Annotated in this window: 21 protein-coding genes; 12 read left to right on the forward strand and 9 right to left on the reverse strand. The window is 74.3% G+C overall.

Features of this window, described 5'->3' with window-relative positions; translation table 11 throughout:
* The 5 genes from ACBI99_RS21270 to ACBI99_RS21290 all read right to left on the reverse strand — a co-directional run bounded on the left by ACBI99_RS21270 (position 1) and on the right by ACBI99_RS21290 (position 6,075).
* Positions 1–1,167 carry a glutamate--cysteine ligase gene (locus ACBI99_RS21270; RefSeq protein WP_246646183.1) on the reverse strand — a complete coding sequence of 389 codons (1,167 nt, stop codon included), beginning with the start codon at positions 1,165–1,167 and terminating at the stop codon, positions 1–3.
* A 26-nt stretch (positions 1,168–1,193) separates the two neighbouring features.
* Positions 1,194–2,096, reverse strand: coding sequence for an FRG domain-containing protein (locus tag ACBI99_RS21275; protein WP_357589876.1), 903 nt, complete (start codon positions 2,094–2,096; stop codon positions 1,194–1,196).
* Complete coding sequence (locus ACBI99_RS21280) at positions 2,093–3,325, reverse strand: PP2C family protein-serine/threonine phosphatase (RefSeq protein WP_308126024.1); 1,233 nt, start codon at positions 3,323–3,325, stop codon at positions 2,093–2,095. The genes ACBI99_RS21275 and ACBI99_RS21280 overlap by 4 nt, the downstream gene beginning before the upstream one ends.
* Before the next feature lie 74 nt (positions 3,326–3,399).
* A complete protein-coding gene (secD, locus tag ACBI99_RS21285; RefSeq protein WP_375073201.1) occupies positions 3,400–5,643 on the reverse strand; it encodes a protein translocase subunit SecD in 2,244 nt (747 codons plus the stop codon).
* Between the two features lie 42 nt (positions 5,644–5,685).
* Positions 5,686–6,075, reverse strand: coding sequence for a hypothetical protein (locus ACBI99_RS21290; RefSeq protein ID WP_219510506.1), 390 nt, complete (start codon positions 6,073–6,075; stop codon positions 5,686–5,688).
* 118 nt (positions 6,076–6,193) lie between these two features.
* On the opposite strand from ACBI99_RS21290, the gene ACBI99_RS21295 reads away from it, so the two are divergent.
* The 4 genes from ACBI99_RS21295 (at position 6,194) to ACBI99_RS21310 (ending at position 8,476) form a co-directional block, all read left to right on the forward strand.
* Complete coding sequence (locus ACBI99_RS21295; protein ID WP_219510505.1) at positions 6,194–6,547, forward strand: hypothetical protein; 354 nt, start codon at positions 6,194–6,196, stop codon at positions 6,545–6,547.
* Between the two features lie 85 nt (positions 6,548–6,632).
* Entirely contained in the window at positions 6,633–6,923 is a 291-nt protein-coding gene (locus ACBI99_RS21300) for a hypothetical protein (RefSeq protein ID WP_219510504.1), read from the forward strand.
* A complete protein-coding gene (locus ACBI99_RS21305; protein ID WP_219510503.1) occupies positions 6,920–7,252 on the forward strand; it encodes a TraR/DksA C4-type zinc finger protein in 333 nt (110 codons plus the stop codon). Before ACBI99_RS21300 ends, ACBI99_RS21305 begins: the two co-directional genes overlap by 4 nt.
* Positions 7,253–7,417: 165 nt before the next feature.
* Entirely contained in the window at positions 7,418–8,476 is a 1,059-nt protein-coding gene (locus ACBI99_RS21310) for a PP2C family protein-serine/threonine phosphatase (protein WP_375073203.1), read from the forward strand.
* 31 nt (positions 8,477–8,507) lie between these two features.
* Here the strand turns inward: ACBI99_RS21310 and ACBI99_RS21315 are convergent, their stop codons facing one another.
* Both ACBI99_RS21315 and ACBI99_RS21320 read right to left on the reverse strand, forming a co-directional pair.
* A complete protein-coding gene (locus ACBI99_RS21315; protein ID WP_375073205.1) occupies positions 8,508–11,399 on the reverse strand; it encodes an endo-1,4-beta-xylanase in 2,892 nt (963 codons plus the stop codon).
* Between the two features lie 101 nt (positions 11,400–11,500).
* Positions 11,501–12,979 (reverse strand): IclR family transcriptional regulator C-terminal domain-containing protein, encoded by a 1,479-nt coding sequence (locus ACBI99_RS21320; protein ID WP_375073207.1) that lies wholly within the window; start codon positions 12,977–12,979, stop codon positions 11,501–11,503.
* A 110-nt stretch (positions 12,980–13,089) separates the two neighbouring features.
* Between ACBI99_RS21320 and ACBI99_RS21325 the strand changes: the two genes are divergently transcribed.
* From ACBI99_RS21325 to pcaC, 7 genes are read left to right on the forward strand one after another with little or no spacing between them, the layout of a single operon-like run.
* The gene (locus tag ACBI99_RS21325) at positions 13,090–13,842 is read left to right on the forward strand and encodes a CoA transferase subunit A (protein ID WP_357589868.1); all 753 of its coding nucleotides are present in this window, start codon (positions 13,090–13,092) and stop codon (positions 13,840–13,842) included.
* Positions 13,839–14,468, forward strand: a complete 630-nt coding sequence (locus tag ACBI99_RS21330) for a CoA transferase subunit B (RefSeq protein ID WP_219510499.1) — start codon at positions 13,839–13,841, stop codon at positions 14,466–14,468. Before ACBI99_RS21325 ends, ACBI99_RS21330 begins: the two co-directional genes overlap by 4 nt.
* Positions 14,465–15,610, forward strand: coding sequence for a thiolase family protein (locus ACBI99_RS21335; protein WP_375073209.1), 1,146 nt, complete (start codon positions 14,465–14,467; stop codon positions 15,608–15,610). The genes ACBI99_RS21330 and ACBI99_RS21335 overlap by 4 nt, the downstream gene beginning before the upstream one ends.
* A gap of 5 nt (positions 15,611–15,615) precedes the next feature.
* Entirely contained in the window at positions 15,616–16,359 is a 744-nt protein-coding gene (gene pcaH / locus ACBI99_RS21340; RefSeq protein ID WP_375073211.1) for a protocatechuate 3,4-dioxygenase subunit beta, read from the forward strand.
* On the forward strand, positions 16,356–16,892 hold the full coding sequence (pcaG, locus tag ACBI99_RS21345) for a protocatechuate 3,4-dioxygenase subunit alpha (RefSeq protein WP_357589860.1): 537 nt from the start codon (positions 16,356–16,358) through the stop codon (positions 16,890–16,892). The genes pcaH and pcaG overlap by 4 nt, the downstream gene beginning before the upstream one ends.
* The gene (pcaB, locus tag ACBI99_RS21350) at positions 16,879–18,084 is read left to right on the forward strand and encodes a 3-carboxy-cis,cis-muconate cycloisomerase (protein ID WP_375073212.1); all 1,206 of its coding nucleotides are present in this window, start codon (positions 16,879–16,881) and stop codon (positions 18,082–18,084) included. Before pcaG ends, pcaB begins: the two co-directional genes overlap by 14 nt.
* A 2-nt stretch (positions 18,085–18,086) precedes the next feature.
* Positions 18,087–19,199, forward strand: coding sequence for a 4-carboxymuconolactone decarboxylase (gene pcaC / locus ACBI99_RS21355; RefSeq protein WP_357589856.1), 1,113 nt, complete (start codon positions 18,087–18,089; stop codon positions 19,197–19,199).
* Positions 19,200–19,528: 329 nt separating this feature from the next.
* Here the strand turns inward: pcaC and manA are convergent, their stop codons facing one another.
* Positions 19,529–20,605, reverse strand: coding sequence for a mannose-6-phosphate isomerase, class I (manA, locus tag ACBI99_RS21360; protein ID WP_375073214.1), 1,077 nt, complete (start codon positions 20,603–20,605; stop codon positions 19,529–19,531).
* 441 nt (positions 20,606–21,046) lie between these two features.
* Complete coding sequence (locus tag ACBI99_RS21365) at positions 21,047–22,153, reverse strand: serine hydrolase domain-containing protein (protein ID WP_375073215.1); 1,107 nt, start codon at positions 22,151–22,153, stop codon at positions 21,047–21,049.
* A gap of 282 nt (positions 22,154–22,435) precedes the next feature.
* On the opposite strand from ACBI99_RS21365, the gene ACBI99_RS21370 reads away from it, so the two are divergent.
* Positions 22,436–23,362, forward strand: coding sequence for an alpha/beta hydrolase (locus ACBI99_RS21370; protein WP_375073216.1), 927 nt, complete (start codon positions 22,436–22,438; stop codon positions 23,360–23,362).
* Positions 23,363–23,544: the final 182 nt, after the last annotated feature.

Raw genomic sequence — 23,544 nt, forward strand, 5'->3', positions numbered from 1 at the left:
TCAGGCCGCCGACGGGTAGCCGCGGCCGGTGGTCCAGCCTCCGGGTCTGGTCTCCTCCAGCAGCAGGTCGACGACGTCGGCGTGGGAGCCGCGGCGGGCGAAGGCGCGCCGCTGGCGCTGGGCCGAGCCGCCCCGGCCGAGGGCGTCGGCGGCCAGGGCGGAGACGAGTTCCCAGTCGCCGGCCGCCTCCAGGTGCGGGCGCAGCGCGGCGACCAGGCGGGTGACCACGTCGGCGGCCGGGGCGGGCACGCCTTCGACGGGGTCGACGAGCTCGCCCTCGAGGCCGGAGCGGGCGGCCTGCCAGCGCGCGGCGCGTACCGGGTCCAGCGGCACCTCACGGTCGGGGTCGTCGCCGATCTCGGCCAGCTCCCTGGCGACCAGGGCCCGGAACAGGCCGGCGATCAGCACGATGTCGTCGATGCGCGGGCAGGAGTCGCAGATGCGCAGCTCGACGGTGGGCACGTGGGCGGACGGGCGGATGTCGTAGTAGATCATGCCGGCGTCGCTGATCACGCCGGACCGGATCAGCTCGGCGAGCATCTCCTCGTACTCGGCGGCCGAGCCGAAGCGGGCCATCGGCCCGGTGGTGGGCCAGCGTTCCCACACGAGCGTGCGGTAGCTGGCGTAGCCGGTGTCGGCGCCGAGCCAGTACGGGGAGCTGGCGCTGAGCGCGAGCAGCGGCGGCAGCCAGGGCGCGAGCCGGTGCGCGACGGCGATCGCGAGGTCGCGGTCGGCGAGCTCGGCGTGCACCTGGGTGCCGCAGATGAGCTGCTCGCGGGTGAGGACCTGGTAGTCGTCGAGCATGCGCTCGTAGCGGGCCTCGGGCGAGATCTTCATCTGGTCCAGGTCGGCCAGCGGCACGCTCCCGGCGGCGACGATGCCCAGGCCGACCTCCTCGGCGGCGGCGATGGCGGTGCGGCGCATCGCGCCGAGGTCGCGGGCCAGGTCCTCCAGGGCGTGGCAGGGCCGGCTGTTGGCCTCCACGGTGGAGCGTTGCAGCTCCTCGGTGAAGCGGTCGTCGGGCAGCATGTCGAGCAGGAGCACGGAGCGGGAGACGAGTTGCCGCGTGCGCGTGTCGACGATGTGGAACTCCTCCTCGACCCCGACCGCGATCCGCGACTCCGCCATGGCCACCACTCCCCCACGCTCGAACGTTTGACGGGTCATCTATCCAGAAATCGGGCCTTCGCACGTCAGCCGCCCATCCGGCCCTCTTCCTGCCGGTCGGCGTCCGCGCCGGACATGGAGGCGCCGCCCTGCGTGTCGTCCTCGGCGGTGCCGGGGGTGTAGTAGCGGCGCAGCCAGGCGGCGAGCCCGTCCAGGCCGGGCAGCAGCACGCGTTCGGTGACGCCGGCCTGGTCGAGCCGTTCGCGGACCTCCGCCTTGACCGCGGGCGGGAGCGTCCAGGCCCGCCACAGCTCGGGATGGTCCTCCAGCCACTCCTGCACCTGGAACTCGGGCCGGGACGTCACCGACAGCACCGACGACTGGTTGACCACGCGTTCGTCCAGCGACGGCGGTTCGAAGAAGGCGACGAACGGCTCGCCGGACAGCCGGTCGAAGCTCGGCAGGTCGCCCGCGACGGTGGCCAGCATCTCGGTGGTGAACAGCAGCGCGCCCTCCCGGTCGAGCTCGGCGCGCAGCGGCTCGGGCAGCAGCCGGTGCGCGCCGTGGCAGTCGACGCCGAGCAGGACGGCGTCGTCCCGCGGCCAGGACGCGGTGGCGAAGTGCAGCGCGACCAGCGGCGAGAACGTCCAGTCGAGCAGCCGGGTGGGCAGCCCGTGGTGCTGGCCGAGCGCCAGCCAGTCCCACACGGCCGGGCCGGGCCGCCGCCGGTGGGCGTACTTGCGGAAGTTGCGCACCAGGTGCGGTTCCAGCGCGGCGTAGTCGCCGCGCAGCCGCGACAGGCTCGACACGTGCGTGTACGAGGCGCGGGCCAGGCCGCGGAAGACCATGGAGGAATGCGCGTGCCCGGTGTCACGCGGCCTGCTGGCCTCGGCGATCGCGTCGTCGAGCTCCCGCCAGGACGACACCACATCGGTCTTCATCCCCGCCCCGCTGCCCTCCTCCGCCCCGGCCATGCGGGGCCCGTTCACGGCTCGCCCTTGACCGGGCAGGTGCCCACCCGGCCGTGCCACTCGGTGAGCAGCACGGTCGCGTCGTCCTGCAACTGGCCGTCATGGTGGTCCAGCACGTCCTTGATGAGGCGGCGCAGCGTCTCGGGCACCGGCAGGCGGGCCGCGCAGTGCCGCAGGATGAAGTCCACGAACCGGGCCACGCCGAACTCCTCGCCCTGGTTGCTGCCCGCCTCGACGATGCCGTCGGTGTACAGGAGCAGCCGGTCGCCGGGTTCGAGCTGTTCGCGGCAGACGGTGACGGGCAGGCCGAGGCCCAGGCCGAGCGGCGGCGTGGGCGGGCACTCCAGCGCCGTCACCCAGCGTCCGCCCCGGATGAGCACGGGCGGGTGGTGGCCGCGGTTGACCCAGGTGAGCATGCCGGTGCGCAGGTCGAAGTCGGCCATGATCGCGGTGACGAACCGGGCGGCCTCCCCGAACTCGCGCAGCAGCAGGTTCTCGATGCCCTCGCCGTTGCCGGCCAGGTCGGCGCCGTGGCGGCGCAGGTTGCGGCAGGTGGCCAGCGCCAGGTTCGCGGCCAGGCCGGCGGCCACGTCGTGGCCCATGGCGTCGAAGATGGCCAGGTGCACGACGTCGTCGGCCACGGCGTAGTCGAAGGCGTCGCCGCCGATCTCGTAGGCGGGCTCGAGCACCCCGGCGACCGTCACTTCGGCGTTGGCGAACGTCAGCGGCGGCATCAGGTGCCACAGCATCTCGGCGGCCACGTTCATCGGCCGTGAGCGCACCAGCCTGGGGTAGCAGTCGCTGTAGGAGCGTTTGCTGACCACGAGCAGCGCGACCATCGCCGACAGCGCCCGCACGTCGGCCTCCTCGACCGGCCGGCCGCCGCCCAGCAGGACGCGCAGCACGCCCAGCCGCTCGGCGCCGTTCAGCAGCGGCACCCACCAGCAGTCGAGGCCCCCCTCGCCGGGCTTGCGCAGGATGCGGACCTCCTGGAAGGCCCGCCCGCCGTAGGTGGCGTCGATGCGCAGCTCGGCGGGGGGCTTGTCATCGGGGCCCGGACCGGCCACGCCGCCGTTCTCGGCGAGCAGCCGCAGCGTGTTCTGCTGGAGGTCGGCCAGGTAGATCAGGCACTGCCGGATGCCGGCCCGGCGGGCGTACCGGTCCACCAGGCCGGGCAGGTGCTCCAGCGTCGCCTCCTGCCCGGCCTCCAGCAGACCGGCGAGCATGTCCCCGCAAGGGCTGTTCACAAAATGTCATTATTGACGGCCAAGCCATTTCAGCAGCTCAACGCCGTACAAAACATTTATTGACAGCCCCGGCGTTACAGGACGGCGCCGGTTCCCTCGCGCGTGCGGGCCTTGCGCGGCTTGGCCGGCTCGGGCGGCGGCTTGCGGTCGAACCGGGCCAGCATGATCGACAGCGGGCCGGCCACGAACGACGACGACAGCGTGCCCACGATGACGCCCGTCACCAGCGCGATCGCGAAGTCGCGCAGCGAGTCGCCGCCGAACACGGCCAGCGCCACCAGAATGAACAGCGCGCCGATACCGGTGTTGACCGTACGCGGCATCGTCTGCAGGATCGCGCCGTTGACCGCGTCGGCCAGCGGCGCCTTCCGGTTGACCGCCCACAGCTCCCTGACCCGGTCGAAGACCACCACCTTGTCGTTGACCGAGTAGCCGACGACGGTGAGCATCGCGGCCAGGAACACGCCGTCGATCGGCTTGCCCATCCACGCGAACAGGCCGATCACCAGCGACACGTCCACCAGCAGCGCCAGCACCGCGGCGGTGCCGAACGTCCAGCGGAAGCGGAACGCCAGGTACGCGAGCTGCGCGGCCACGGCCACGGCCAGCGCGATGAGCGCGTTGCGGCGCAGCTCCTCCCCGAGGCTCGGCCCGATGAACTCGTCGCGCCGCTTGGACACCTCGCCCGCCTGGCCCTCCAGCGCGGCCTCGATCTTGGCCACGTCGGCGATGCCCATCTGCCCGGCGCGGACGAGGACGCCGTCACCGGACGACTGCACCACCGCCTGCGGGAACCCGGCCTTGGCGACGGCCTCGCGGGCGGCGTCGGCGCCGATCGGCTTGGTCGTGGCGAACTCCACGACCCGGCCGCCGGTGAACTCCACGCCGAAGTTCAGCCCGCGGGCGAACAGCCCGGCCAGCGCCACCACGGCGAGGCCGCCGGCGATCGCCAGCCACAGCTTCCTGCCGGCCATGACCTGCGGGTTGCGCTCGGTGAGCCAGGTGCGGACCCGGCCGATGGAGCCCAGGCCCGACACGCGCGGCTTGACCCGGCCGATGACGAGCTGGGTGAGCACCCGGGTGATGAGCATGGCCGACACCAGCGAGGCCAGCACACCGATGCCGAGCGTCACGCCGAACCCCTTGACCGGGCCCGACGCCAGCCAGAACAGCAGCCCGGCGGCGATCAGCGTGGTGATGTTGGAGTCGGCGATCGCGCTCCAGGCGTTCTTGAAGCCCAGGGCCAGCGCCGACTTCAGGCCCCGCTGCGGCGCCTGCCCGTACTCCTCCCTGGCGCGCTCGAACACGAGCACGTTGGCGTCCACCGCCATGCCGATCGCCAGCACGAAACCGGCCAGGCCGGGCAGCGTGAACGTGGCGCCCATCGCCACCAGCGCCGCGTACGAGATCAGCCCGTAACAGGCGAGCGCGATGGCGGCGAGCAGGCCGACGAGCCGGTAGACGATGACGATGAACAGCGTCGTCATGATGAGACCCGCGATCGCGGCCTTGGCGCTGGCCTCGATCGCGTCGGCGCCGAGCGTCGGGCCGACCGTGCGCTGCTCGACGAGCTCCAGCGGCACGGGCAGCGCGCCGCCCTTGATCAGCACCGACAGCTCACGGGCCTCCTCGTGCGTGAACGAGCCGGTGATCTGGGTGGATCCGCCGGGGATGCCGATGTTGCACGGCACCGACGGGTCGAGCTGCGGCGAGGAGATGATCTCCTTGTCGAGCACGATCGCGACCCGGCGCTTCGGGTCGCCCGCCGGGCTGCAGGCCGCCTGCCCGGTCAGTTTCTGCCAGGCGCCGGCGTCACGGAAGTCGACGGTGACGAACCAGCCGGGGCCGAGCTGGGGATCGCTGCGCGCGGCCGCGTCGGTGACGCCGTCGCCGCTGATGGCGACCGGGCCGAGCTTGAGCAGCTGGCCGCCCTCGTCGGGCAGCGCGTCCTTGTCGCCCTGCTCGGCGACGCCCTCCACCGAGTGGAAGGCGAGCTGGGCGGTGCGGCCGATGACGTCGGCCGCCTGCTGCGGGTCGAGCAGGCCGGGCAGCTCGACGATGATCCGCTTCTCGCCGGAGCGGACCAGCGTGGGATCGACGACGCCGAGCGCGTCGGCGCGGCGTCGCAGCACGTCCAGCGCGCGGTCGGTGGCGTCGGAGTCGGCCTTGACGGTGGCCGTGTCCTTCGTCTCGAACACGAGCTGGGTGCCGCCGCGCAGGTCGAGCCCCAGGCGCGGCGCTGAGGTGATGGCCAGGACCATCGAGGTCGCGATGACGGCCAGTGCCGCCAGCGCACGCCACAAGGGCGCACGTGACATGGGAAGCCTCCACAGGCTGAAAAATTTCGGGAAAAGAGCCTTCTACAGCCCTGTGGAGGGAGGGGCCCGCGCCGGTGTGGCGGCCGTCAGCAGCACCACGGGCTCGGCGGCGCCGGCCCGGCGCACCACGTCCGCCCGCGGCCGCCCCGGCGCCTGCGCGTCGGCGGGCAGGACGACCGGCCCCTGACCGCCCGTCGCGTCGTAGGAGGCCGTCCAGGAGTAGGCGGTGGGCGGCTGGTAGGGCGAACGGCGGGCGCCGTGCTGGCCCTCGTGCTGCCCCTCAGCCTGCCCCGGGTCGCCCGCGGCGGCCGCCTGACCGGCGGAGACAGCGGCCGGATCGGCCGCGGCGGCGATCGTGAGCTGGGCGTGGCCGGTCGCCGGCAGGAACCACGACAGCAGCAGGAGCAGCGCAGCGGGCAGTCTGGACCGCACGGCACTCTCCTCTCCTGTGATGGTGGCCCTCACACCGTAGCCTGAACCGGCACCAGGAGAGGGAAGGCGCGGGCCCGGGCCGGTGCCCTTCCCAGGAAAGTGGGCTATGGTCGGCCTCATGGCGACCTGGAGCACCACCCGTGTCTCCGCCGCGTTCAAAGCGGCGGTGCACGTCGTGCTGCTCGCCATCCTGGTCGTCGCCGCCACCCCCACGTGGGCCGGCGCCACGCCCTCGCAGCACGACGTCGTCACCGGCGTCATGCCCGCGGGCGCGGAGGTGTCGGAGCTGGCCACGCCGCCGCAGCCGCCCGTCAGGGCCGAGCACCTGCCGCGCCCGTGGCCCGACCGTCACCGCGCCGAGACGCCCGAGACGCCGGCCCTGGTGTGGCCGCAGTCGGGGTCGGCCGCCATCCGAGGTCCCCAGCAGCCCGGCCATCGCGCCGCCGGGTCGCGCAGCCCGCCGCCCGCCTAGAGGTCCTCTCCCTCCCCTCGCCAGGTCCGTGAGCCGGGCGGCGCAGGGGAGCCGTCGGCATATCTCTGGCTAGGAGCGACGCCTCATGGCTTCATTGCAGACACTCATGCAGGACTACACCCAGCACCTGGCTCGCCTCGAAGAACTCCGCGAACTGCTGGAGCAACGGCTCGCCACCGCCCGCGCCGTCGAAGGGCCGCGCGCCCGGACGGTCGCCGCCCTCGAGGCCGCGATCGAGCGGATGGATCGCGGCCTGTACGGCACCTGCCGGCGGTGCAGCGCCTTCATCCCGTTCGAGGCTCTGCTGCGGTCGCCTCAGGAGCCGTACTGCGCGACCTGCGGCGGCGACCTCCACACACTCAAGGGACACCCATGACAGACAACAGCACGCTCAGTGACGTCCAGGTCCAGGCCATCGCCCAGGACCTGCGCGCGCAGCTGATGTGGCGCACCTCCCGCCTCGACGAACTGCGGGAGCTGGTGGAGAGCACCGGCACCGACGACGGCTCCCGCCAGAGCGTGCTCGCCGACCTGGCCGCCACCGAGCGGACCATCGCCGGCATCCACGCCACGCTGGACCGGCTCGCCGACCGCTCCTACGGCCGGTGCGACGGTTGCGGCACGTCGATCCCGTTCGAGCGGCTGAAGATCCGGCCGCTCACCCGGCACTGCGTGCCGTGCCGCCAGACCCGCGAAACGCGCTGACACGCGCCGGCCGACCCCCGCCGGCCCCCGCGTCGCGTACGGGATTCTCCCTGTACGCGGCGCGGCGCGGCATTTCCGGGCACGCGGCACGCCCGGAAATGCTTGAATCTTGTTAACTATTGATGTTTCTATGGCCGATAACCCAACGCGGCGGGTGGGAGGGTTGTGCAGCCTGCTCGGAACGAGACCTCGCAGCGCGTGCTGCGCCGGCTGCCGTTCGCGGTGATGCTGGCCGTCGCCGTGATCGACGTGCTGGCCGGCCCGTCGCTGGGCTTCCTGCCGCTGCTCACCCTGGGGCCGACGTTCGCCTCGGTGTCGGGCAGCGTGCGCCGCACCGCGATGGTGGGCGCCGTCGCGCTCGTCATCTGCGTGCTGCTGTCGCTCTACAACGACCTGCTGTTCAAACGGCAGAACCCGATCACCGTCGCCACCATCGTCGGCGTCACCGCGGCCAGCATGCTCGCCAGCCACCTGCGGCTGCGCCGCGAGCGGGAGCTGGCCAACGTGCGGATGGTGGCCGAGGCCGCGCAGCGGGTGCTGCTGCGGCCGGTGCCGCGCCGCGCCGCCGACCTGCGGGTGGCGCTGTCCTACACCTCGGCCGCGGCCGAGGCGCGCATCGGCGGCGACCTGTACGAGGTGGTGACGACCCCGCACGGCGTGCGGCTGCTCATCGGCGACGTGCAGGGCAAGGGGCTCAGCGCGGTGGAGACGGCCGCCTGGGTGCTGGGCGCCTTCCGCGAGGCCGCCTACGACGAGGCCGAGCTGGCCGGCGTCGGCGAACGGCTGGAGGCGAGCCTGGCCCGCCACCTGAGCGGCGAGATGTTCGTCACCGCGATCCTCGCCGAGGTGCACGAGGCGGAGATCTCGCTGCTCAACTGCGGCCACCCGGCGCCGCTGCTGCTGGGCGGCGGCCGCATCACCGTGGCCGAGCCGCCGCAGGACGGGCTGCCGCTGGGCCTCGGCTCGCTGGCGGCCGACCGGCCCAAGCCGTACCGGGTGCCGTTCGGCGAGGGCGACCAGATCCTGCTGTTCACCGACGGGGTCGTGGAGGCGCGCGACCACGGCGGCGCGTTCTACCCGCTGACCGAGCGGGCCGCCGGGCTGCTGACCGCGCCCGATCCGCAGGCCGCGCTCGACGCGCTGCGCGGCGACCTCATCGAGCACACCGGCGGGCCGCTGCTCGACGACGCCGCGATGCTGCTGATCCGGCGTCACCCCGGCTGAACCGGCCCGGCGCCTTTACAAAGTAGATTCGTTACCGGGTCAGGCGCAGCACCCCCCAGTGGCTGGTGTCCACGTAGCCGCGCCCGGTGGCGTCGTTCCAGGTGGCGGCGCCGGTCCTGACGGCGCCCGTGGCGTCGTTGACCTGGACGTCGAAGCCGAGCAGCGTGCCCTCGCGCAACGTCACCGTGGGCAGCCTGATCGCCGCCTCGACGACGTAGCCGCCGGGCACGGTCCGGGCCGCGCCGGTCAGGTTGTCCTTGACGGCGAAGGCGTCGAACGTCCCGCCGACCGTCTGCCTGCCGGTGAAGCTGATCCGATACTGGCCGTCGTCATCGTCGTAGCCCTTGGTCTTGTTGTTGCCCGGGTCGACGAAGATCTCGACGGAGTCCTGCGCCCACGGGTCGGGCGGCTGCTCGCTCAGCTCGGCGTCGCTCACCTCGGCGAGCACGTACAGCGTGTCGCCGTGCCACAGCGAGCGCACCCGTGCCTGCGCGCCGGACGCGCCCTCGATCCGGGTGGCGGTGCGCACGCGCGGCGCCCGCGCCCAGGCGGCGTCCACGACGCCGTCGACCACGGGCTCGCCGCGCGCCGCCGTGGTGTGCCCGACCGGCGGGGTGAACGTCAGCCTGCCCGTCCACACGGCCTCGCCGGCCTCGACCTCGATGTCGGCGGCGCGTGAGGGCAGCAGCGCCTCGACGCGGTAGCCGTCGCGGGTGGGCCGGGCCGCCGCGCGGAAGCCGCCGCCGTGCCGCCCGTCCCGCCAGACGGTGTACGGGGTGCCGCCCAGCGTGAACGTCACCCGGTCGGAACGGTCGCGGGAGGCGTCCTCCACCTCGGCGAGCACGTACAGGCCGCGCTCGGACGAGCGGGCCTGCCAGCCGGCCGAGACGTCGCCGACGCGGGCGACGGGCGTGTCGGGCAGCAGGTCCCAGGCGAGCTCCCGCATCCCGTCGACCCGGGGTTCGGCGGCGGGCGCCTCCAGGCTCCGGACGAGCGGGGGCAGCTTCGACGGGTCGGCGATGCCCCAGTAGGCGGGCTTGGCCTGGAGGTCGTCGTCGAAGGGCAGCGGCGCGTTCGGCCGGGTGATGGGGAACGAGCGCAGCCAGCTCACGTCGTCGGACTTGCCCCAGATGGTCACCGAGCCGAGCCGGCCGGCCTGGCGCCGGAACACGTCGAACAGCTCCTTGTAGCGGTGGCCCTGCGCGACCAGCAGCTCGGGCGGGATCGGGTCGTAGGAGGAGACGAAGTCGGTGTAGACGCTCACGTCGAGCTCGGTGACGTGCTGGTCGACGCCCAGGCCGGCGAAGCGCTCGATCGTGTCCTCGACGTGGGAGGCGGGCGGCTGCTCGATGTTGAGGTGGAGCTGGTGGCCGACGCCGTCGATCGGCACCCCTTCGGCGCGCAGCCGCTTGACCAGGTCGTAGAGGGCTTCGCGCTTGCGCGGGAACTCGGTGTTGTAGTCGTTGATGAACAGCTTGGCGTCCGGGTCGGTCTCGCGGGCGACGCGGAAGGCGGTCCTGATGAAGTCCAGCCCGGCGATCTCGAACCAGGGCGAGCGGCGCAGGCCGTCGGGCCGGTTCTCGTCGACGACCTCGTTGACGACGTCCCAGGCGGCGATCCTGCCCTTGTAGCGGCCGACCACGGTGCGCACGTGGGTCTCCAGCCGGGCCAGCAGCGTCGCCTTGTCGGCGCCCTCGAACACCCAGGCGGGGGTCTGGCTGTGCCAGGCCAGCGTGTGGCCCCGGACGGTCATGCCGCGCGCGGCGGCGAAGTCGACGAGGGCGTCGGCCTGGGCGAAGGCGAACTGTCCTTCGGCGGGCTGCAGGGCGTCCCATTTGAGGTCGTTGCCGGGGGTGAGGCCGCTGAAGTGCCTGGTGAGGAGCTTGGCGTGCTCGCCGTAGGTCTCGGCCGGGCCGAAGGCGGTGCCCAGGGTGAAGGGCACGGCGTCCTTCAGGGCGGGGATGCCGGTCTCGATCGGCTTGGGCTCGACGTAGGCCAGCGTGAAGTCGTCCAGGTGGAAGGGGTCGGCGCCGTCGGCGGACTCGACGTACACGCTGAGGAAGTCGGCGTCGTGGGCGAGCGTGTAGGTGCCCTGGAGGCGGGTCCACTCCCCCGCGTCGGCGGGCGCGACGATCCGCTCGTAGCTGACGGCGTCGCCGGAGCGCCGCTCGATCGACAGGCCGAGCTTGCCGGTGCCGCGCACCCAGACGGACAGGGCGTACTTGTCGCCCTTGGCCATCCTGCCGAGCACGTCGATGGCGGGGCCGTCCCAGGAGGCGGACCTGCCGGTGACGGCCAGGCCACGGGTCCCGGCGTGGGCGGCCTCGGCGGTGGCCGCCAGGGTGGCGCCGCCCCGGGAGGCCCAGCCCTGGGTGGTGCCGTCCTCGAAGCCGGTGCTGATCGGCGTGCGGGCCGGGTCGGTCAGCGCGGTGAGCGTGATGTCGTCGAGGTAGAAGGCGGCGCCCGCGTCGGCGCTCTCGGCGTACAGCTGCACGCCGGTGGAGGACGGGGGGAGGGTGTAGGCGCCGGACAGGAGCGTCCAGCCGTCGCCGGTGACGGTGGCCGACGCCACGGTCTCGTACGTGGTCTCGCCGCCCGAAGGCGTGCGCTGGACGGTCAGCGACACGGCGGCGGGGCCGCCGCTCACCAGCCGGGCGTAGGCGGTGACCGTGTGGAGGACGCCCGGCTCGAACGGGTCGGGCAGCGACGCGCCGTGCCAGTTCTGGGTGCGGCCGGCGACGTGCAGGGCGGCGGTTCCGGTGTGCGCGGCGGCGCCGGTCGCGGTGACGGTGACGCCGTCGCCGCGCGGCTGCCAGCCCTGGGCGGTGCCGTCCTCGAAGCCGTACGCGGTCTCCGCGGCCAGGGCGGGCAGGGGCAGCAGGCCGATCAGCAGGCACAGGAGGGCGGCGATCACGCGGCGCATGGGGGCTCCTCGATCCCGTCCCCCGACGAAAGTTTCGGCGATTGGCCGATAGTGTCAGCCAGACTATAGAGGGACCGGTGCGGCGGTACAACCCCGCCCGTTCAGCGCCAGGACGAGGGCGCCCGCACGTGGGCCAGGTCGGCCTCCATCCTGGCGGCCGCCTCGGTGAGCGCGGGCAGCAGGTCGCGGACCAGGTCGGCGGGGGTGGCGCGGCTGGCGTGGGTGGCGACGTTGACGGCCGCGACGACCCGGCCGTCCCGCCCGCGCACCGGCACCGCGATCGACCGCACGCCCTCCTCCAGCTCCTGGTCGACGAGGGCGTAGCCGTCCTTGGCCGCCCGGCGCACCGCCTCGGCCAGCTCCCCGGGCGAGGCGACGGTGTGCCGGGTCAGCCGCCGGGGCGGCGCGATCGCGGCCAGGCTCTCCTCCGGCAGCCCGGCCAGCAGCACCCGGCCCATCGAGGTCGCGTAGGCGGGGAAGCGGGTGCCGACGGTGATGTCGACGCTCATGATGCTCACCGTGGGCACGCGCGCCACGTACAGGACGTCGTCGCCCGACAGCACCGCGACGGACGCCGACTGGCGCACGCGCGCGACCAGGTCGGCCAGGTGCGGCTGGACGATCTCGCCCAGCGTGCGGCCGGACAGGTGCGCGTAGCCCAGCTCCAGCACCTTCGGCAGTGGCGTGAAGCGGCCCTCGCGCTCGGCCACGTAGCCGAGCCGTTCGAGCGTGAGCAGTGCGCGGCGGGCGGTGGCGCGCGGCAGGCCGGTGATCTTGGCGACGGCGGCCAGGCTCAGCCCGCCGGGCCCCGTCCCGAACGCGGCCAGCACGGCCAGCCCGCGCGCCAGCGACTGCAGGTAGCCGGCGCCCAGCTCGTCCTTGACCGCGCGCGTGGGATCGGCGGCGCCCGGGGGCGGACCGGCGGGCGGCGGCGGCCCGGTCTGCTCGGCCAGCGCCGCCTCCATCCGCGCCGCCGTCGCCCGCATGCTCGGCAGCGCGTGCTCGGCCAGCCCGGCGGCGGTGTGCCTGCTGGTGTGGCTGACGACGCTGAGCGCGCACGCCACCTCGCCGCCGGGGCCGCGCACGGGCATCGCGACCGCGATCAGCCCCGGCTCGATGAGCTGGTCGTCCACCGTGTACGGCGCCCGGGGGTCGAGGAAGACCAGCCCGGCGGCGCAGCGCCCGGCGGGCAGCAGGTCGCCCACCCGGAAGGCGACCGACATCGTGCGCCGCCGGGTGTGCTGCCCGACGAAGCGCACCCCGTCGCCGTCGCGCACGGACAGTGACACCGACTCCTCCAGCTCGCCGGCCAGCCGCTCGGCGTGCGGGCCGAGCGCGGCGGGCAGGCCGCTCGCCGTCAGGTACGCCTCCCCCAGCTCCATCAGCGGCGGCGCGAGCAGCACGTCGCGCTCCTCCATCCGCACGTAGCCGAGGCGGGCCAGCGTGGACAGCACGCGGTCGACCGTGGAGCGGGCCAGGCCGGTGACGCGCACCAGGTCGGTGGCGCGCGTCCGCCTCGGCTCGGCGGCCAGCACGCGCAGCACGGCGAGCCCGCGTTCCAGGGTTCCAGCCGGTTCCATCCACCACTCCTCGATCGTTGGAGGCACTTTGACAGGAACGCCCCCGGGTGCGCATACTCGTCCACGATAGTGAACTTAAGTTCATCTAGCGAACACCCGAACGGAGTCCCGTGCGGAGAGACAAGGTGATCGCCACGGCCGAGGAGGCGCTGGCCGACGTGCGCGACGGCGCGTCGTTCGCCGTCGGCGGCTTCGGCCTCAGCGGCATCCCCAGCGTGCTGATCCAGGCCCTCTACGACCGCGGCGTGAGCGGCGTCAGCGTCGTGTCCAACAACTGCGGCGTCGACGGCGGCGGGCTCGGCCTGCTGCTCGCGGCCCGCCGCATCGCCCGCGTCACCGCCTCCTACATCGGCGACAACAAGGAGTTCGCCCGCCAGTACCTGGGCGGCGAGCTCGAGGTCGAGCTGACCCCGCAGGGCAGCCTCGCCGAGCGGCTGCGCGCGGGCGGCGCCGGCATCCCCGCCTTCTACACGCCCGCCGGCGTCGGCACCCCCGTCGCCGACGGCGGCCTGCCGCTGCGCCACGCCCCCGACGGGTCGGTGGCCGTCGCCTCGCCGCCCAAGGAGGTCCGCGAGTTCGACGGCGTCCCGTACGTGCTCGAACGCGCGATCACCACCGACTACGCGCTGGTGCGCGCGGCCAGGGGCGACCGGCACGGCAACCTGGTGTTCGCCAAGTCCGCGCGCAACTTCAACCCGCTGGCCGCGATGGCCGGCCGCGTCACGATCGCCGAGGTCGAGGAGCTGACCGAGCTCGACCCCGACGAGGTGCACCTGCCGGGCGTCTTCGTCCAGCGGGTCGTGCCCCTCACCCCCGAACAGGCCGCCGACAAGGGCATCGAGAAGCGGACGGTCACCTCATGAGCTGGAGCCGTGACGAGATGGTCGCCCGCGCGGCGGCCGAGCTGCGCGACGGCGACTACGTCAACCTCGGCATCGGGCTGCCCACCCGCATCCCGTCCTTCCTGCCGCCGGACGTCGACGTGGTCCTGCACTCGGAGAACGGCGTCCTCGGCGTCGGCCCCTACCCCGCGCCCGACGCCGTCGACCCCGACCTGATCAACGCGGGCAAGGAGACGGTCACCGTGCGGCCCGGCGCGTCGTTCTTCGACTCCGCGCTGTCGTTCGGCATGATCCGCGGCGGCCACATCGACGTGGCCGTCCTCGGCGCCATGCAGGTGTCGGCCCGCGGCGACCTGGCCAACTGGATGGTGCCCGGCAGGCTCGTCAAGGGCATGGGCGGGGCGATGGACCTGGTGCACGGCGCCCGCAGGGTCGTCGTCATCATGGACCACACGGCCAAGGACGGCTCGCCGAAGATCGTCACCGAGTGCTCGCTGCCGCTGACCGGCAGCCGCTGCGTGCACCGGATCATCACCGACCTGGGCGTCCTCGACGTCACCGGCGACGGGCTGGCCCTGGTGGAGACCGCGCCGGGCGTGAGCGTGGCCGAACTGCTGGACCGTACGGACGCGGAGGTGAGCGTATGAGGACCGTCTACGTGGTGGACGCCGTCCGCACGCCGTTCGGGCGCCACGGCGGCGCGCTGTCCGGGATCCGCCCCGACGACCTGGCGGCGCACGCCGTCAGGGCGCTGGCCGAGCGGACCGGGCAGGAGAGCGCCGACGAGGTGGTGCTCGGCAACGCCAACGGCGCCGGCGAGGAGAACCGCAACGTCGCCCGGATGGCCGCGCTGCTGGCCGGGCTGCCCGTGACCACGCCCGGCGTGACCGTCAACCGGCTGTGCGGCTCCGGCATGGAGGCCGTCATCCAGGCGTACCGGATGATCGCCCTCGGCGACGCCTCCACAGTGATCGCGGGCGGCGTCGAGTCGATGACCCGCGCCCCCTGGGTGCTGCCCAAGCCCGAGCGGGCCTTCCCCGCCGGGCCGCAGGAGCTCGTGTCGACCACGCTCGGCTGGCGGCTGGTCAACCCGGCGATGCCCGCCGAGCACACCGTCCCGCTCGGCGAGGGCGCCGAGCTCATCGCCGATCAGCAGGGCATCGGCCGGACCGAGCAGGACGCGTTCGCGCTGGCCAGCCACCGCAAGGCCGCCGCGGCGTCGTTCGAACGGGAGATCGTGCCGATCGCCGGGCTCGACCGCGACGAGGGCATCCGCGACGACACCTCGCCCGAGGCCCTGGCCCGGCTCAAGCCCGCCTTCCGCGCGGGCGGCACCGTCACCGCCGGCAACTCCTCGCCGCTCAGCGACGGCGCGGCGGCCCTGCTGCTCACCGACGAGGACGGGCTGCGCGGCCGCGAACCGCTCGCCCGCATCACCGCCACCGCCGCCAGCGCGCTCGAACCCCGCCTGTTCGGTCTCGGCCCCGTCGAAGCGAGCCGCCGGGCCCTGGCCAAGGCCGGCAAGGACGCCGGCGACCTGGCCACCGCCGAGCTGAACGAGGCGTTCGCCGCCCAGGCGCTCGGCTGCCTCGCGCTCATGCCGGACCTCGACCCGGCGATCGTCAACCCCTCCGGCGGCGCGATCGCCCTCGGCCACCCCCTCGGCGCCTCCGGCGCCCGCGTCACCGGCGCCGTCGCCCACCGGCTGGCCGCCGCCGGATCGGGCACCGGCCTGGCCACCCTCTGCATCGGCGTCGGCCAGGGCCTGGCCGTCGTCCTCGAAAGGTGAGCGACATGACCCAGCCCCTCACGCAGGCCGACATCGACCGTGAGCTGCGCGAGGCCCCCGCCGGGCCCCCCAGCGGCCACCCCGACCGTGACTTCGCCCCCTACCGCAGCAGCGTGCTGCGCCACCCCAAGCAGCCGCTGATCTCCGTCAAGGACCCCGACGCGGCCGAGCTGAGCGGCCCGGTGTTCGGCGTCACCGACGTCACCGCCCTCGACGCCGACCTCACCAGGCAGCACCTCGGCGAGCCCCTCGGCGAGCGCATCACCGTCCAGGGCCGGGTGCTCGACCGCGACGGCAGGCCCGTGCGCGGCCAGCTCGTCGAGGTGTGGCAGGCCAACGCCTCCGGCCGCTACCGGCACCAGCGCGACGACCACCCCGCGCCGCTCGACCCGAACTTCACCGGCGTCGGCCGCTGCCTCACCGACGACGAGGGCCGCTACGCGTTCACCACGATCAAGCCCGGCGCGTACCCGTGGCGCAACCACGTCAACGCCTGGCGTCCGGCGCACATCCACTTCTCGCTGTTCGGCGTGGCGTTCACGCAGCGGCTCGTCACGCAGATGTACTTCCCCGGCGACCCGCTCTTCCCGTACGACCCGATCCTCAACTCGGTGACCGACGAGCGCGCCCGGCAGCGGCTCGTCGCCGCCTACGCGCACGAGCTGTCCCAGCCGGAGTGGTCGCTCGGCTACCGGTGGGACATCGTGCTCGACGGGCCCGCCGCGACCTGGATGGAGGAAGGCCGATGAACCCCACCCCCTCGCAGACCGTCGGCCCGTTCTACGGCTACGCGCTGCCCTTCCCCGGCGGCGGCGACCTCGCCGCACCCTCCGACCCGGCCGGGATCACCGTCCACGGGTACGTCCACGACGGCGCCGGGGACCCGGTGCCCGACGCGCTGCTGGAGTTCTGGCAGGCCGACGCCTCCGGCGAGCTGCGCGGCGCGCCCGGCACGCTGCGGCGCGACCCCGTCGACGGGAGCGTCATCGGCAGGCACGGCGTCGACTTCACCGGCTTCGGCCGCGTCGCCACCGACGCCGACGGCCGCTGGACGCTGCGCACGGTCATGCCCGGCAACGGGTACATCAGCGTGTGCGTGTTCGCCCGCGGGCTGCTGCACCACCTGTTCACCAGGATCTATTTCGGGCAGGACCCGTTCCTGGACACGGTGCCCCCGCAGCGGCGCCACACGCTGATGGCGGTCCGGGAGCGGGAGGGCGTCCACCGGTTCGACATCCACCTGCAGGGCGAGAAGGAGACGGTCTTCCTTGACTTCGGCTGACGGGACTTCGGCTGACGGCTCCCCGGGGTATGGGGACGATCCGGGCGCGGATCTCGGGCTGCTGGCGCCGATGCGGGCGGCGGTGGCGGCGACCGGTGACGCGGCGCTGCTGGGAGCCATGCTCGACGCCGAGGCCGCGCTCACCCGGGCGCAGGCCGCGCTCGGGCTGGTCCCGGCCCCGGCCGCCGACGCCGTCACCGCCGCCGCCCGCGCCGCCGCCTTCGACCTGCCCTCGCTCGTCGTACGCGCCCGCTCCGGCGGCAACCCCGTCATCCCGCTCGTCGAGGACCTGCGCCGGGCCGCCCACCCGCACGGCGAACACGTCCACCGGGGCGCCACCAGCCAGGACATCCTCGACACCGCCCTCATGCTGACGGCCTCCCGCGCGCTCGGCCCCGTCCTGGCCGACCTCGGCCGGGTGATCGCCGGGCTGGGCGCGCTCGCGGCGGCCCACCGCGACACGGTCATGGCCGCGCGCACCCTCACCCAGCAGGCGGTGCCCACCACGTTCGGACTCAAGGCGGCCGGCTGGCGCAAGCTCGCCGCCGACGCCCGCCACCGCCTGCGCGCCGCCCGCGAGGCCCTCCCGGCCCAGCTCGGCGGCGCCGCCGGCACCCTGGCCGCCTTCCACCCGCAGGACGCCGGCCGGCCGGACGTCGGGTTGCTGCTGGTGGCCCGGTTCGCCCGGGAGGTGGGGCTGGCCGAGCCGCCGCTCCCCTGGCACGTGCTGCGGACGCCGGTCGCCGACCTGGCCGGGGCACTGGCGTTCACGGCGGGCGCGCTCGGCAAGGTCGCGGCGGACGTGCTGGTGCTGTCACGCACCGAGATCGGCGAGCTGTCGGAAGGCGTCGGCGGCGGCTCGTCGTCCATGCCGCACAAGCACAACCCGGTACGCGCCACCATGATCGCCGCCGCCGCGCGTCAGGCGCCCGCGCTGGCGTCGATCCTGTACGGCTCCCTCGCCGCCGAGGACGAACGCCCCGCCGGGGCCTGGCACGCCGAATGGCAGCCGCTGCGCGAGACGATCCGCCTGGTGGCCGGAGCCTCCCGCGACGCCGCCGAGCTGGTCGCCGACCTGCGCGTGCACCCCGAGCGCATGCGCGCCAACCTGCGCGTGCCCGACGTACACCCCCTGGACCGCGCGCCCGGGTCGGCGGGCGCGCTGGTCGACAGGGCGCTGGAAGAGGAGTGATCTTGCTGCAGTACACGCTCGACGGCCCCGAGGGCGGCGAGCCGCTGGTGCTCGGCCCCTCGCTGGGCACCTCGGCGAAGGTGTGGCAGCCGCAGGTGGCCGCGCTGGCGCGCACGTTCCGCGTGCTCAGGTACGAGCTGCCCGGCCACGGCGGCTCGCCCCGCCAGGACGCCCGCACGATGGACGACCTGGCCGCGCTCGTCGTCCGCACGGCCGCCGGCCAGGGGTGGGAGAGCTTCCACTACGCGGGCGTGTCCATCGGCGGGGCGATCGGCGCCACCCTGGCGATCGGCCATCCCGGCAGGGTGCGGTCGCTGGCCCTGGTGTGCTCGTCGGCCCGCTTCGGCGAGCCGCAGGGGTGGCGCGACCGGGCGGCCCTGGTGCGGGAGCAGGGCACCGGGCCGCTGCTGGAGGCCACCGCCCGGCGCTGGTTCGCCGGGCCTCCCGACCAGGGGCTGCTGGACGACCTGGCCGGGGCCGACCCGGAGGCGTACGCCGCCTGCTGCGACGCGCTGGCCGGCTACGACGTACGCGGCGAGCTCGGGCGGATCGCCGTCCCCACGCTGGTGCTGGCCGGGCGGCAGGACCCGGCGACGCCGCCGGAGCACGCCCGGCTGCTCGCCGACGGCATCGCGGACGCGACGCTCGTGGAGGTTCCCGGCGCGGCCCACCTGGCCACCGCCGACCGGCCCGAGGCCGTCACCGCCGCACTGCTCACCCACCTGCCTGCCGTGCCCGCCGGGTCCACTGGGTCCACCGGGCCCGGTATGCGGGTGCGGCGCGAAGTGCTCGGCGACGCGCACGTCGACCGGGCGATCGCCCGCACCACCGGCTTCACCCGGGACTTCCAGGACCTGATCACCCGCTACGCGTGGGGCGAGATCTGGACGCGCCCCGGCCTCGACCGCCGCACCCGCAGCTGCATCACCCTCACCGCGCTCGTCGCCCACGGCCACCTGGAGGAGCTGGCCATGCACGTGCGGGCGGCGCTGCGCAACGGGCTGACGCCGGACGAGATCGGCGAGGTGCTGCTGCAGACAGCGATCTACTGCGGCGTCCCGGCGGCCAACGCCGCCTTCGCCGTCGCCCAGCGCGTCCTCACCGAACCCACCTGACCGCCCACCCCCTTGGGGGTGACGTCGTCACGCGGGCCGCCGTAGACGGGGTTCCGGTCGAAGCGCTCGCCGGTGACCAGCAGGCGGATCAGTCCAGGCTCACGGAGGACTCCTCCGCCTCCCAGACGATCCAGTCGTCGCCGACGGGCTCCCGCTGCGTGCGAAGCTCACCCGAGCCGCCCGGGTCGAACCCGCCGGCGTTCGTCATCGACCGCCCTTGCTGACCGCGCCCGCTCGCCTCCGCTCGTGGACGCGCGGGGCGGGACGAGCTCGTTCTCGTCTCGCCCCGCGGCGCTGTCCGGCTGGAGCTGCCGGAGCTGCTGGAGCGGTCAGAGGGCGGGCTCGGCGCAGAAGGCGAGGCCGTTGGCGTGCGCCACCACGTCGCCGTCGGCGGCCGGGAGGAACACCGACTCGCCCGCGACCAGCCGCCGCCCGCCGACCGTCACGGACCCGTCCGTGCACAGCACGATGCGCGGCGAGCCGCCCGCGAGCCGCCACTCGCCGCCGGTGAGCTGCCGCAGCCGGAACTCCTCCGCCGACGTGGCGTAGACGCCGTCCGCGCCCGCCTCCAGAGGGTGCGGCACCCGCGCCGGATGGGTGATGTGCAGCAGCTCCGGCACGTTGAGCGGCTTGGACGTCAGCCCGGCGCGCATGACGTTGTCGGAGCTGCCCATGATCTCCACCCCGAAGCCCCTGAGGTAGCAGTGCAGCACGCCCGCCTCCAGGAAGAGCGCCTGCCCGGGCTCCAGTTCGTGCCGCTGGAGCAGCAGCGGCGCCAGGCAGGCCGGGTCGCCCGGGTACTGCCGCGCGAGCCGCGCCACCAGCGCGTAGTCCGGCTGGTGAACCGCCGAGGCGGACCACCCGGCCTGCTCGGCCACGTCACCCGCGGCCAGCAGCGCGGCCAGCGCCTCCAGCGGCGACCCCGCCGACAGCAGCGCCACCACGTCCTTCAGCCCGCGCACGCCCAGCCGGTCGATGAGCATGGCCGACTGCTCACTGTCGCGGAACCCGGCCAGCGCGGTGAACGGCGTCAGCGCCCGGATCAGCTCCGGCTTGGGCCACGGGTCGCCGTAGACGCCGCGGCCGTGCCCGTCGGCCGCCTGCTCCGCCGACGGGTGCACCTGCAGCGACAGCGGCGCCTCGACGGCGATGAGCTTCATCAGGTACGGCAGCCGCTCCCCGAACCGGCCGAGCGCCGCCTCTCCGAGCATCCCGGCGGGGTCGGCGGCGACCGCGTCGGCCAGGCTGCGCCCCTCCTCGGCCAGCACCGACGAGCCCGATGGATGGGCGCCGAGCCACATCTCCGCCTCGGGACCGGGAGAGGGCACGGGCCTGCCGGTGAGCCCGGCCAGGTCCGTACGGGATCCCCAGGGATAGTCCTTGACGGGGTTGGTCAGCAAATACACGCGAACTCCTCGGGCGGTGCCGGCTCGTGCTTCACGCGCGCGCACCCGTCTCGCCCGGATGCGCGCGAGGTCAACAGGGACCGTACCGCGCCCCACCCCACCCCGCCCACCGCGGGGGCGCCCACGTGCAGATTCTCCTCCCGTACGCGTTCCGCCCGCCGCAGGTTCCGCCCCGTACGCGTTTCGCCTCGCGCGGGTTCCGCCCCGCGCGCCGTCGGTCACGCACCACGGGGTCACGCGCGGCCCCAAGTCATGCCGCCCCGGGGTCGCGTACCCCCCGGGCGACGTGGCACACGCTCCGCTGGGTCGCCCCTCACGGGGTCACACGCCCACGGGCCACACCGTCCGGGGAGTCGCGCCCCCGGGCGACGACACGCGCGTACGACGCCCGGCCGCCGGGTGGCTCAGCGCGCGGGCCGCACACGCCGCCCCGTCGCAGGGTCAGGAGGTCGTCTTGGTGACGATCTCGCTGATGCGCTCGTAGGCGGCGAAGTCGGCGGTCAGGCGGTTCTTGGTCAGGGCGATGACGGTGCCGGTGGCCGTGTCGGCGTAGGCGGCGCTGCCGCCCGCTCCGGCCATGCCGAACCAGGTCGGCGTCTGCTCGGCGGTGGACGCCGGGTGGCCGACGGCGTAGCCGAGCCCCCAGGCCGACGGGTTGCCGAACACCGCGTCGGGGCCGCTGGCCGTCACCGTGGTGACCTCGCGCAGCCGTTCGGGGCTGATCAGCCGCACGCCGTCGACGTCGCCGAGCAGCGCGGCGTAGAGGCGGGCGATCGCGCGGGCGGTCGTCTTGCCTCCGGCCGGGATGTCGGCGGTGAGGTAGTCCTCCCGGCTGCCGAGCGCGGCGGTCGGGAACAGCGACATCGGCCCCGCCTTGAACATCGGCAGATCGTCAGGCATGTCACCGAAGGCCGACATGTCCATGGGCGCGTCCTCCAGCACGGCCAGCCTGCCATGCTCGGCGCGCGGCATGCCGAAGTAGAGCTCGTCGCCCACGCCGAGCGGCCCCGCGACCTCCTCCAGCAGCACTTGGGAGATCGGCTTGCCGGTGGCCCGGCGGACGATCTCGCCCACGAGGTAGCCGAACGTGTAGGCGTGGTAGCCGACCTGGGTGCCGGGCTCCCACCACAACTCGGCGTCCTCCAGCGCGGCGACCATCTTGTCCCAGTCGCACATGTCCTCGGGCGTGCTGTCGAGCGGCACGCCGGGCAACCCCGCCGAGTGCGTCAGCACGTGGCGCACGGTCACGCCCTCCTTGCCGTGGGCGCCGAACTCGGGCCACAGCTCCACGACGGGCGTGTCGTACGTGAACAGTCCCCGCTCGGCGAGCACGTGGGCCACGGCGGCGGTGGCGCCCTTGCCGATGGAGAAGTTGTAGAACGGCGTGGCGGACGTGACCGCCCTGCCGGTGGCCGGGTCGGCCAGCCCGGCGACGGCGTCGGCGACCAGCTCGCCGTCGCGGTAGACGGCGACCTGGACACCCTGCTCGGCGCCCGACTCGACGAGGTCGTCGACGGCCGCCTGGACCTGCTCCTGCAACTCACTCATGATCGGCTTCCTCCCTTTGCCAGGACCAGGGACGTTACCGGAGCCCCCCGACAATCCCGTCCGAGGGGCGGGCGCCGGACCCCGGGGACCGCTCAGTGGTCGCCCGGCCCGAGTCCCAGAGGCGGCACGGCCTCCACCGGCTGGGCCCCCGTCAGGGTCGAATCCCCTGGCCGGGGCCGGTGTATCGAACCACGGTCTTACTACCTGGGTCTGCCGGGGGCTCCCCGGAATGGACCCACGGTCCGATGTGGAGGGAGGCCGGTCTGCGGCAACGTCGTGGGCGTGATCGACGTCAACAGGATCCGCCGCCCTCTGCTCACCGCGCTGGTCGGCGCCGCCATAGCCGTGCCGGTGCCGGGCGCCGCCCGGCCGTCCGCGGTGCCCGCGCCCGTCCCGGCCGCGCTGCCGCCGCTCACCGCGACCGCGGCGGGTCTGGCGGCCCGCTACGCCGCCGGCCGGCGGGAGGTGCTGGCGGCCGAGCGCACCGCCGCCGCCCACGGCGACCGGCGCCGGGCCGCGGCGCTGCGGGTCATGGCGGATCCTGGACGGCGGTTCCTGTCCTTCGACGGGCGCGACGGCGGCCGGGTCGTCGAGGTGTTCGGCGATCTGGCCGCCGCCCGGCGGATCGCCGTGGTGGTGCCCGGCGCCGACACCAGCCTCGACAAGTACGGGCTGCTGCGCGGCGGCGCGAGGCGACTGGCGGAGGCGCTCGGCGACGGCGGGGCCGTGGTCACCTGGCTCGGCTACGCGACGCCCCGGACCGTCAGCCTCGACACCCTGACCACCGCCCTGGCCGACGAAGCCGCACCGGCGTTGCGGACGTTCGTGCGGAAGCTGGCGGGGGTCAAACCCGGCACGACGATCTCGCTGCTGTGCCACTCGTACGGCGCCGTGGTGTGCGGGCGGGCGGCGCCCGGGCTGGAGGTCGCCCACCTCGTCCTCTACGGCAGCCCAGGCGCGGGAGCCGACGACGTCACGGATCTGCGCACCCGGGCCACCGTGTGGGCCGGCCGGGGCGGCGGCGACTGGATCGGCCGCGTCCCGCACCTGCCCGTCCCGTTCGGCTTCGGCCCCGACCCGGTCACGCCCGGGTTCGGCGCCCGCGTGTTCGCGGCGGGCGACGGGGGTCACAGCGATTACCTCAAGGCGGGGTCCGTGTCGCTGGCGAACATCGCCCGCATCGTCACCGGCGAGGCTCCCCGTGCCTGACCTCCCAGCCCGCCCGGCCCTGCCGCCTGCGAGCACCCGGTCCCCGGCACCAGCGGGCCTCTCCGTCTCCACCCCGCAGTCTCCACCCCCATCGGGAAGTGCGCCTGTTGCCGGCCGACGGTCCGGGCGGCAGGGTGGGACGCCGATCTCCGGAGGCCGTCGTCTTGGCGGGCCGGCCGCGG

This window comes from Nonomuraea sp. ATR24 (genome assembly GCF_041950485.1).
Taxonomy (GTDB): domain Bacteria; phylum Actinomycetota; class Actinomycetes; order Streptosporangiales; family Streptosporangiaceae; genus Nonomuraea; species Nonomuraea ceibae.